The organism is Vibrio splendidus (assembly GCF_024347615.1).
In the GTDB taxonomy this organism is placed as follows: Bacteria; Pseudomonadota; Gammaproteobacteria; order Enterobacterales; family Vibrionaceae; genus Vibrio; species Vibrio splendidus.
The window spans coordinates 1,008,038-1,019,514 of the sequence record NZ_AP025508.1; the positions used below are offsets into that span (position 1 = coordinate 1,008,038).

Annotated in this window: 9 protein-coding genes; 8 read left to right on the forward strand and 1 reads right to left on the reverse strand. The window is 46.0% G+C overall.

Annotated features, from left to right (window positions below):
* The first annotated feature begins 146 nt into the window (after positions 1 to 146).
* The 8 genes from OCU90_RS04545 (at position 147) to hflX (ending at position 9,729) form a co-directional block, all read left to right on the forward strand.
* Positions 147 to 875 (forward strand): response regulator, encoded by a 729-nt coding sequence (locus OCU90_RS04545; RefSeq protein ID WP_017076788.1) that lies wholly within the window; start codon positions 147 to 149, stop codon positions 873 to 875.
* 72 nt (positions 876 to 947) lie between these two features.
* The gene (locus OCU90_RS04550) at positions 948 to 2,393 is read left to right on the forward strand and encodes an ATP-binding protein (RefSeq protein WP_017076787.1); all 1,446 of its coding nucleotides are present in this window, start codon (positions 948 to 950) and stop codon (positions 2,391 to 2,393) included.
* Between the two features lie 111 nt (positions 2,394 to 2,504).
* A complete protein-coding gene (locus OCU90_RS04555) occupies positions 2,505 to 3,752 on the forward strand; it encodes an ABC transporter substrate-binding protein (RefSeq protein WP_004736057.1) in 1,248 nt (415 codons plus the stop codon).
* 181 nt (positions 3,753 to 3,933) lie between these two features.
* Positions 3,934 to 4,872, forward strand: a complete 939-nt coding sequence (locus tag OCU90_RS04560) for a carbohydrate ABC transporter permease (RefSeq protein WP_010439457.1) — start codon at positions 3,934 to 3,936, stop codon at positions 4,870 to 4,872.
* Positions 4,869 to 5,726: a carbohydrate ABC transporter permease gene (locus OCU90_RS04565; protein ID WP_004736059.1), complete on the forward strand. Its 858-nt coding sequence runs from the start codon at positions 4,869 to 4,871 to the stop codon at positions 5,724 to 5,726. The genes OCU90_RS04560 and OCU90_RS04565 overlap by 4 nt, the downstream gene beginning before the upstream one ends.
* Before the next feature lie 6 nt (positions 5,727 to 5,732).
* Complete coding sequence (locus OCU90_RS04570; protein ID WP_054541691.1) at positions 5,733 to 6,845, forward strand: ABC transporter ATP-binding protein; 1,113 nt, start codon at positions 5,733 to 5,735, stop codon at positions 6,843 to 6,845.
* A 138-nt stretch (positions 6,846 to 6,983) separates the two neighbouring features.
* Complete coding sequence (locus tag OCU90_RS04575; protein WP_061024974.1) at positions 6,984 to 8,129, forward strand: S8 family serine peptidase; 1,146 nt, start codon at positions 6,984 to 6,986, stop codon at positions 8,127 to 8,129.
* A 232-nt stretch (positions 8,130 to 8,361) separates the two neighbouring features.
* Positions 8,362 to 9,729 carry a GTPase HflX gene (gene hflX / locus OCU90_RS04580; RefSeq protein ID WP_054541692.1) on the forward strand — a complete coding sequence of 456 codons (1,368 nt, stop codon included), beginning with the start codon at positions 8,362 to 8,364 and terminating at the stop codon, positions 9,727 to 9,729.
* A 97-nt stretch (positions 9,730 to 9,826) separates the two neighbouring features.
* On the opposite strand, the gene pfaD is transcribed toward hflX, so the two are convergent.
* Entirely contained in the window at positions 9,827 to 11,464 is a 1,638-nt protein-coding gene (gene pfaD, locus OCU90_RS04585) for an eicosapentaenoate synthase subunit PfaD (RefSeq protein WP_061024975.1), read from the reverse strand.
* Between the last annotated feature and the right edge of the window lie 13 nt (positions 11,465 to 11,477).

The following is an 11,477-nucleotide window of genomic DNA, read 5'->3' on the forward strand; positions in this document are numbered from 1 at the left end:
TCTTTGAGTCGCTAAGTACAGGTAGAGGTCACTAAGATGTGATCTTTATCTGTTTGTTCGTCTAACTTTACAAACATGTCAATAATCAAATAATCGGCCAGCCTATACACTATGTGAATAAGTTGTAAATTTAATAGGTTTGGGCGATGCCAACAAATACTCGAATTCTCGTGGTGGATGATGATCAAGAAATCCGCGAGCTGCTGGAAGAGTACCTCACAAAATCGGGTTTCGATGTCTCTTCTGTTGGAGACGGTGTTGAATTAGAAACCCACCTGCAAAGCCAAGGTTATCCAGACCTGATTCTGCTCGATGTTATGCTCCCCGGTGACGATGGTTTTACCTTGTGTCAGCGAGTTCGAAAGCAATCTAATGTGCCAATCATCATGCTGACAGCGGTATCGGATGAAACCGATCAAATTATTGGTTTAGAAATTGGTGCCGATGATTACATTGCGAAGCCATTTAGTCCGCGCCAATTAATGGCTCGTATCAAAGCACTACTACGCCGTGTTCAAGTGGTGGATGACAAGCCAAGTGATGCACTGCCAAAGCAGATTATTTTTGGTGATTGGACGCTCGATACACTAGCGCATCGAATCTCCCACAATGAAAATTCAGAGGAAATGGATTTGTCGGGCAGTGACTTTTCTTTGTTAATGCTGTTCTTGACTCGTCCTAATGAAGTTCTCGACCGTGACACCATCTCTTTCGCCACCAGAGGCCGCGAAGCGCTGCCTTTTGAACGTGGTATTGATGTGCAGCTTAGTCGCCTGAGAAGTCGGCTGGGCGACAGTGGTAAATACCCTCACTACATCAAAACCATGCGTGGCAATGGCTACATTCTTGCTGTGCCGGTTCAGTATGAACACTAAGCATGACCTACTGTTAATGAAGTAATGCTAATAAAGTATTTCCAATGAAGTATTCCGGATGAAATATCTCGTATGAACTGGATGAGTTGGTTGAAACCAAATTCGTTAGTCGCAAGAACCTTATTGTTGACGCTGTTAGCCGTGGTGATAGCTCAGGGTATCGCAACGTCTATATGGTATAGCGAATCAAAACACAAAGAGCTGGAAGGGATTCGTTCTGCTTCGTCGAGCATGGCGAACATGTTTGCTTCAACGGTGACTTTTTTCCAATCTCTACCCGTTAAATATCGTCATATCGTGCTGGATCAAATCCGTAATATGGGGGGAACGCGTTTCTTCGTTTCTTTCAATAAAGAGGCTTTGATTGTCGAACCGATCCCCGATACCCGCTTAAAAACCGCCTCGATTGAAGCGATAGAAAGTGTTTTGAGTAGCAAACTCAATAAAGTGGCGTCAGTGCGGGTTGATTTTTCTCGCCCTGAACACCTTCGTTTGCTCAAAAATGACATATATTTAAGCGATCTCCCGCGATCTTGGGCACATCATACTTTAACGTTAGAACCGCTGAATCCACCCATTCTGGTTGTACAAATCGAATTGACCAGTCACGAATGGGTATACATTGCGGCATTGTTGCCTGCTCCATATGTGAAACTCGACGATACGATTCTTGGCAGAGAGCAGGTGATCTTCTTAGTTTCTTCAACGCTTATTCTGCTGGTTTTGACTTACTTGATGATTCGTCGCCAAGTGCGTCCTCTGAAAAAGTTAGCAAGAGCCGCCAATGAGATGAGCATGGATATTCAGCAGCCCCAACTGAAAGAAGAGGGGGCGACTGAATTGGTCACCGCGACGCGGGCTTTTAATCGCATGCAGCAACGGATTCGTCGCTATGTTGCCGACCGAGAACACCTTTTTTCTGCGATCTCCCATGACTTAAAGACACCAATAACACGTCTAAGATTGCGTGCAGAGTTGTTGGAGAGTGAAGTAAAGAAAGACAAATTCAATAAAGATCTCGATGAGCTCGAGATGATGGTCAAAGGTGCTTTGCAAGCGGTAAGAGACACCGATCTACACGAGAATAATGCCATTATTGACCTCAATGAAATGGTGCTCTCTGTGATTGAATCTCATAACCAGTACCAAACAAAGGTAGAGTTCGAGCCGGTCGTCATTGAGCCATTGGTCGCGAAACCACTGGCGATTAAGCGTGTACTGACCAACTTAATCGACAACGCAGTTAAGTATGGTTCATCTGCCGTAGTGGAAGTTAGTGGTGATGAGCTTTGGGTGGTCGTGACTATTCAAGACCGTGGTAATGGCATTCCAGAAGACAAACTAGAGATGGTCTTTGAACCTTACTTTAGGCTTGCAACCGACGACCAAGGACACGGACTTGGCCTCGGGATCTGCCGAAATATCCTGCACGGACACGGCGGAGATCTCATTATTCGCAACTCCTCTCAAGGCGGCTTAGAAGCCAAAGTCTATATCCCCACAGGCTTAGAAGTGTAATGTAACAATTGTGTTACATAGGGCTTACCTTTTGTTTCAATCTTATCAATCAGAATAAGTAGACTCTTTATTGAACCGGACGTCGAGTCCGCTAAAACATGGAAGATAATAATGAAAATCAATAAAACCCTACTTACTCTATCTCTTCTTGCTGCCTCAACATTTTCTCAAGCTGGTGAAGTGGAAGTGCTTCACTGGTGGACTGCCGGTGGCGAAGCGAAATCCGCAGCGGTACTGAAAGAGATGATTGAAGAACAAGGCCATACTTGGAAAGATTTTGCTGTTGCTGGTGGCGGCGGTGAAAGTGCGATGACTGTTTTGAAAACTCGAGCAGTATCGGGCAATCCTCCATCTGCGGCGCAGATTAAAGGTCATGATATTCAAGAGTGGGGTGGTTTAGGTTTTCTGACGTCTCTCGATGCGACTGCTAAACAAGAACAATGGGATGAGTTACTGCCAGAGGTGGTGACTAAAGTGATGAAGTGGGATGGCGAATATGTGGCGGTTCCTGTCAACGTTCACCGTGTTAACTGGCTTTGGGCTAACCCTGTTGTTTTAGAAAAATCAGGCGTGACGGTTCCAACTACGTTAGATGAGTTCTTCGTTGCTGCAGACAAGATTAAAGCAGCTGGCTTCATTCCATTGGCTCACGGTGGTCAACCTTGGCAAGACGCAACCGTATTCGAAGCGGTGGCTCTTGATGTTCTAGGCAGTGAAGATTACAACAAAGCGTTCGTTGATCTTGATATGGACGTATTATCTGGCGACAAGATGGTGGAAGTGTTCACCAAGTTCAAAAAGATGCGTGACTACATCGACAGCAACTCTCCAGGTCGTGATTGGAACGTCGCAACTTCAATGGTTATCAATGGCGAAGCCGCGATGCAGATCATGGGCGATTGGGCGAAAGGTGAGTTTACTGCGGCAGGCAAAGTGCCGGGTAAAGATTACATCTGTGCACCAGCTCCAGGTACTGACGGCCAATTTACCTTCAACATCGATAGCTTTGCGTTCTTTGAGTTAAGTGACAAAGAGAACCAAAAAGCGCAGCAAGACCTAGCGAAAACCATTCTTACTAAAGACTTCCAAGAAGTCTTCAACCTTAACAAAGGTTCTATCCCTGTACGTCTAGATATGGACATGTCTAAGTTTGACCAATGTGCGTTGGACTCAATGGCAACCTTCAAAGCGAGTGCTGAATCGGGCGATCTTGTTCCGAGTATGGCTCACGGCCTAGCGACAACAAGCTACGCTCAAGGCGCTATCTATGACGTAGTGACCAACTTCTTCAATGAGAAAGATGCCGATCCGAAACAAGCGGCAGCTAAGTTAGCAAAAGCAGTGAAAGCGGCTATCTAATCTAACTTGATAAGTGACACACAACGCACGTGAGTGACGGGTTGTGTTGCTTTATCGAACCCCCAGGGTGGGTAGGCTCGTAGGGAGCCTATCTGCTCTTCACTCCCAATTCTAATATGCGTGATGCTGATGTGGTGCCGAAAGGTAAGCCATTGGCTCGATTGTGCAACAAGGATAAGTTATGGAGCATGTTTTGACTGAGTCGACTCCAAAACCCACAAGGAGCCAGCCTGCACCGAAACCGAGTTTTGCTGACAGGTTGCAACATTGGTTACCTAAAATTGTGCTGGCGCCAACTGCGTTAGTGACCGTGGTGTGTATCTACGGTTATATATTTTGGACGGCCGCATTGTCGTTCACCAACTCTCGATTTCTTCCGAGCTTCAACTTCGTTGGTTTAACCCAATATGAAAAGCTGATGGATAACGATCGTTGGATCACCTCTATCACCAACCTCGGTGTGTTTGGTTTTCTATTCATGGCGATTGCTATCTTGCTAGGTGTTGGTTTAGCGGTATTGCTTGACCAGAACATCCGTCAAGAAGGCGCGATTCGCACTATCTATCTCTACCCAATGGCGTTGTCATTCATCGTGACAGGTACGGCTTGGAAATGGATTCTTAACCCGGGTCTTGGCATTGAAAAGCTGATGCAAGACTGGGGATTTACTGACTTCAAATTTGACTGGCTCGTCAATTCTGAAATGTCGGTTTACACCTTAGTGATTGCAGCACTTTGGCAGTCTTCTGGATTCGTAATGGCGATGTTCTTAGCCGGTCTGCGTGGCATCGATTCTTCAATCATCAAAGCGGCTCAAATCGATGGGGCAAGCTTACCCACTATCTATCTCAAAATCATTTTACCTTGCTTGCGCCCTGTGGTTTTCAGTGCGGTGATCATTACTTCTCACATTGCAATTAAGAGCTTTGACCTTGTGACGGCAATGACGGCAGGCGGCCCGGGTTATTCATCGGATCTTCCAGCGCTATTCATGTACGCCCACTCCTTTACTCGTGGACAAATCGGCCTTGGTGCTGCCAGTGCAATGATGATGCTTGCCGGCATTTTAGCGATTCTCGTGCCTTATCTTTACTCTGAACTTAGGGAGAAAAAGTCATGATGAATAACATCAATTTTGCTCGAATCTTTATTTATTCAGCACTGCTTTTCTTCTGTTTAGTGTACCTAATGCCCTTGTTCGTAATGGCGCTGACGTCATTCAAAACTCTGCCAGACATCAAGGCGGGCAACCTGATGAGTTTGCCAAAAGAGTGGGTGTTCGATGCTTGGTATAAAGCGTGGGACACCGCTTGTACGGGCGTGAAATGTGAAGGCATCAAAGGCTATTTCTGGAACTCGTTCCAAATGGTGATTCCTGCGGTTGCGATTTCAACATTGCTCGGTGCATTCAATGGCTATGTCGTGACGAAATGGCAATTCAGAGGTTCAAACCTGTTCTTTAGTTTGTTGTTATTTGGCTGCTTCATTCCATTCCAAGTGGTGCTACTACCAATGGCAACCATGCTCGGCAAGATGGGGCTAGCGAACACAACCATCGGCTTGGTGATTGTGCACGTTATCTACGGTATGGCATTTACCACACTGTTTTTCCGTAACTTCTATATCTCTATTCCTGATGAATTGATCAAGGCGGCAAAGCTCGATGGTGCTGGCTTCTTTACGATTTTCTTCAAGATCTTATTACCGATCTCGACACCAATCATCATGGTGACGGTGATCTGGCAGTTCACCGCGATTTGGAATGACTTCTTGTTCGGAGTGGTCTATTCCGGCTCAGATACTCAGCCGATCACCGTGGCATTAAACAACCTAGTCAACACCAGCACTGGCGTTAAAGAATATAACGTCGACATGGCTGCCGCGATCATCGCCGCACTGCCAACGCTGTTGGTGTATGTCTTCGCAGGAAAATATTTTGTTCGTGGCCTAACGGCAGGATCAGTAAAAGGATAATTACCCATGGCAACATTAGATTTAAAACAGATCCGTAAAACCTATCGCAACGCGGACAACGAAACGTTAAAGGGCATCGACATCAGTATCGATTCGGGGGAATTTTTGATACTTGTCGGCCCTTCGGGGTGTGGGAAATCCACCTTGATGAACACCATCGCTGGGCTAGAGAATATTAGCTCGGGTGAGATTGTAATTGATGGCATAGACGTGGCGCAGGTTGAACCTAAAGATCGCGATATCGCGATGGTATTCCAGTCGTACGCGCTTTATCCAAACATGACGGTACGCGGCAATATCGCTTTCGGTTTGAAGATCCGCAAGATGCCGCAACAAGAGATCGATGCTGAGGTTAATCGAGTGGCTGAAATGCTGCAAATCGAACAACTGCTTGATCGCAAACCGTCGCAACTTTCTGGTGGTCAGCGTCAACGTGTCGCGATGGGACGAGCTCTAGCTCGTCGTCCTAAGCTGTATCTATTTGATGAGCCGCTTTCTAACTTGGATGCCAAGCTGCGTGTTGAGATGCGTCATCAGATTAAACGTCTGCACCAGAAGCTGAATACCACGATTGTTTATGTAACCCATGATCAAATCGAAGCGATGACTCTGGCGGATCGCATTGCGGTAATGAAAGATGGTGAATTGCAGCAGTTAGGCACACCACAAGAGATCTACACCAAGCCAAATAACATGTTCGTGGCGGGCTTTATGGGCTCACCATCCATGAACTTCATTAAGACCATGGTGGATTTGGATGAGGAACAGAATCCGATCATCAAAGTAACTGGCACGGCTGAGCAAGAACACCACATTCGTTTGCCACAGAGTATGCGCGACCAAGATGGCAAAGAGTTGGTGATAGGGCTACGTCCTGAACATATTACTGAGCAAGAAGGTGATGATGTGTCGGCAACCACAAAGCTAGATCTGCAATTGGAAGTGTTGGAGCCAACAGGGCCAGATACCATCGCAATGGTTAAAGTGAACGACCAAGAAGTCGCGTGTCGTTTATCGCCAGAATTTGAAGTTTCCGTTGGGCAAATGGCACCACTTCATTTTGACTTATCGAAAGCGGTATTTTTCGATGCTCAAACCGAAGCGAGAATCGATTTCTAAGTTTTATAACGGATTATATTTCTTTGAACACCTCATCTTTTGATGGGGTGTTTTTGTGTCAGAATAGACAAATTCATATTAATGATAAAAAACTCAGTAGAGTCTATGCTTGATGGGAGATTAATTTTTATAAAAAGGATGTCTGCAATGAGAGTCCAATTACTTGCAGGAGCAATGTCACTTGCTCTTCTTTCCTCTCCTGTATCTGCTGTTGTTAATCATGATTTGAGAGACAGTTATATTGTCGTTTTGAAAGATAGTACATCGGTGTCACGAGCGAATGATATTGCACGTGAAGTTGCCAATGGGCGTGGTGTAGTCGGTCATCAATATAGCCATGCCCTGAAAGGATTTTCAGTCAAGGTCCCAGAACAAGCACTCAAAGGTCTTAAAAATAGATTCCCTGAGATTGATTACATTGAGCCTGATATCGTCATGCATGCTTTGCCGCGAGGGGGTAAACCTAATCGAGGCGGAGGTGGAGATAGTGTTGAGCGAGACCCGCAACAGATCCCTTGGGGTGTAACCAGAGTCAACGGTGGGACAAGTGATATGAGTAACGCCTCAGTCGTTGCTTGGGTCATTGATTCGGGTATTGACAGCAACCATCCCGATTTGAACGTAAACAAATCTCGAGGGGCAAACTTCACTCGCGGTAAGAAAAACAATACGAATGATGGTAATGGTCACGGCACGCATGTAGCAGGAACGATTGGTGCCTATGATGATGGTTTTGATGTCGTTGGCGTTGCCCCCGGTGTGCAGGTAATTCCAGTACGAGTTTTAGATAATAGTGGTAGTGGCTCAATGTCGGGCGTGATTGCAGGTGTTGATCATGTTGCACGCTATGGCGGCTCTGGTGACTGTGCAAATATGAGCTTGGGAGGATCTGGATCTTCAGCTGCCTTAGATAGCGCTATTAAAACAGCTGCTGCCCAAGGGATATTTTTCTCAATCGCAGCGGGTAATTCAGGCCAGGATGCAAGTGGTTTTACGCCAGCTAGCACTAACGGTACAAACATATTTACTATCTCAGCATTTGGAGAAATTAACGATAGCTTCGCTTACTTTTCCAATTATGGTTCTGATGTAGATTACGCTCAACCGGGAGTCGATGTACTATCGACTAAAGCGGGAGGAGGAACGGTTTCTTACAATGGTACTTCAATGGCGGCTCCTCACTTTTGCGGAGTACTGTTAGTAACCGGTGGCTTATTTTCTTTAGATGGGGCTGTGAATAATGATCCTGATGGAGATCCGGACCTGATTGCAGTGAGCAATTAATTCGTTTAACAGTATTGAAAGCTTAATAGGTAAAACAATGCCGTTGTAGACAATAAAAAATGACCTGATGGGTCGTTTTTTATTTTGAATAATCATCGAGTAGACAGCTAATTATCATCAAAGCTGATATTTAGTGTGATGTGGCTATATAAAGCTGACGTAGAAACGCGTAGGATCACACTACTTTAGATCAAATACTAGGTTGCACTTTGGTGCATAGACAGAATAAAACATGAAACTAACAGCAAAACCAGCGGCGAATAACGCTTTACTTATTTCTATTACGACACCGGATTTTAAAGGTGACGAAGCAAAAGAGTCTCTTGCCGAACTTGCTCGCTTAGTGACAACCCTAGGGTTTAAAGTCGTCGGAACACAATCGCAACATCACAGCTCATCACAACGACAAAACGTGTTGGGTGCCGGTAAGCTTGCTGAAATTGCACATCTAACTGGTTATCAAGGCTCTATTGAAGAAGCAGAAGATGAAGACTTTATTGATGAGTCGTTTGATTTTAATACTGAAATCGATGAGCTAGATTTTGATGATCTTCCAACGGGCAACTTCCAATACGGTGCCGCTGATGTTGTGGTATTTGACTGTGATTTAAGCCCATCTCAAATGCGTACTGTTGAGGCGAGTTTGGGTGTGGAAGTATTTGACCGTACTGGCATCATCATCGAAATCTTTAGCCGTCACGCTCGTACTCGTACTGCTCGTCTGCAAGTTGATATAGCTCGTCTAAACTACTTAGTGCCACGACTTCGTGAAACGGCTGAGGGTGATAAAGAGCGTCAAATGGGTCAGGGCGCAGGTGAAACTTCACTAGAGCTAGATCGTCGTAATGTTCGTGACCAAATTGCTGCGCTTAAGCGTGAGCTAGTAAGCGTACAAGATGAAATGAAGACCCGACGCACAAGGCGCGCAGAGCTTTTCACTGTTGCTTTAGTTGGCTACACCAATGCCGGTAAGTCTTCGATGATGCGTGCAATGACCGCAACCCAAGTGGTCGGTGAAGATAAACTGTTCGCAACGCTAGATACTACGGTTCGTGCGCTTCAACCAATTACTCAACCGCGTATTCTTGTTTCAGACACGGTTGGTTTCATCAAGAAATTGCCACACGATCTGGTTGCTTCATTCCACTCAACACTAGCAGAAGCGCACGATGCTTCATTGTTGCTTTATGTGGTTGATGCTTCAGACGTTTCATTTCGAGCTCAGCTTGATGTGGTACACGACGTATTAGCACAAGTGGGCGTTGAAGGTAGCGAAAAACTATTAGTGCTTAATAAGTGCGATAGATTGACTGAAGAACAGCAATTAGAGCTGATCGAAGAATTCCCAGATGCGATGCTAACGTCGACTCGTGATCCGCTAGATATTACGAAGCTGCACAAGTACATCGTTGGTGTTGCTGAAGAAGGCATGATCGAAGAAGAGATCACTATCCCTTATTCTGGACAAGGCATCATCGGTGAGATTCGCTCAAATATGAGTGTGGTTAAAGAAGAGTACGACTACGAACACATCAAATTAACGGTTCGTTCAAGCGCCATTGATTTAGCGCGACTGAAAAAGCGTATGCAGAAGTCTTAATCTTTTAGCTAGCTTAAGAAAAATGACCAAAAGAAAAGCGACCCGTTAAGGTCGCTTTTTTTATTCGTTGAGCTTAATTAACTCCGTATTGAAATGCCTATGCCATTCTTTGCGTCGGCTTCCAACGTGCTAGTTCTGGGTCAAGCTTGATACCTTGCGAAGTCAGCAGGTTAACACGTGCTAAGTAAGCCGCACCGTGCATCAGGTGCTTAGCAAGGTCGACCGCATTACGCTGTTGGTAATCATCTAGGTAGCTGTCTTTTGCCCATGCGTTGAATGCGCCAAGTGCAGGGCCAGCCCATACTTGGTAATCCATTTCTCGACCTTGTTCACCTGTGTTTGACCAGCGGCTAGAAAGCCCTAAGTACCAACGGAAGATCAACGCCATCTTGCGCTTTGGGTTGCCTTCAGCACGTTCGATCTGTTTAGGGTCGCGCTCGTTAAAGTGCGCCACAGTTCCCGCCCAAATGTCATCCAGTGTTGAACGGAATACTTGCTTCTCAAGCTTCAGGCGTTCTTCTACTGGAATCGCTTCAATCGAGTCGTAACGCGTGTATAGATCGTACAGCTTGTTAGCACGCATCGGGAACAAGGTGCCACGCTTAACCACTTGCAGTTTCACGCCCATTTCGAACATGTCTGCCGCCGGAGCCATAGTCACGTCTGCCATTTCTGTTGTTGAAAGCAGCTTACGTGTGTGTTCGCTCGCGCCAGCCTCAACACACGCTTGGTTGATAGAGCCAGTAACAATGTAAGCTGCGCCCATGTTAAACGTCGCTAGAGCAGCGTCAGGCGTACCTACGCCACCACCACAACCGACACGTAGCGGAGTTTTGAATTGGTACTGTGCTTGGATTTGCTCTTTCAGTGCAAGAATCGTTGGCAGTAGGGTAACCAGTGGACGGTTATCGGTGTGACCACCAGAGTCGGCTTCTGCAGTAATGTCATCAGCCATAGGAACCAGCTGTGCCAGTTCCATCTGCTCTGCTGTGATTCGACCTTCATCAACTAGAGCTTGCAGCATTTTCGCAGGAGCAGGCTGCATAAACTTGCTCGCAACTTCAGTACGGCTTACTTTGGCAATTACCTTGTTGCCGATCTGAATCTCACCTTGTGCATCACGGCTAAGACCTGCTGCACGGTAGTGAACGATTTGCGGTGTTAGACCCAAGAAGGCAGAAGCTTCAACCGTTTTTACTTTATGCTTCAAAAACAACTCAACACTACCACGCTCTAGTGCGGGTTCACTTGGGCTGTGAATCAAGTTAAACGCGTAAGGACCGTTTGGTAGTGCTGATTGAATACGGTTGATCGCTTGCTCAACGCGAGATGGGATTAAGCCCGCCGCGCCAAATGAACAAAGAATGCCAGCTTGGCCAAGCGCAATCACCAACTCTTCAGATGAAATGCCGTTTGCCATTGCGCCTGCATAGTAAGCGTATTTCACGCCGTGGCAGCGACGAAAATCTTCGTCGCCTAGGCTTTGTGTACCAAGAGCTGGAGCAAAAGCGCTAACAGGTTGGTTGTTCGCTGAACTTGCTGAATCGCCCGATGCAATCTCTGCTTGTTGGCTAACACCTAACCCTTTTTCTGGGTGGTTCACTACGTAACAAGCAAGGCTTAAATCTTTCAAAATTGTCGACATTGCCGCGTTATCAAAGTGAGTTGTGCTCTCTTTAATCTGCCAAGGCCACGGAGATAGCTTTTCGTTATTGATTGTAGTTTGAGTTGTCATAATTATTTCTTTC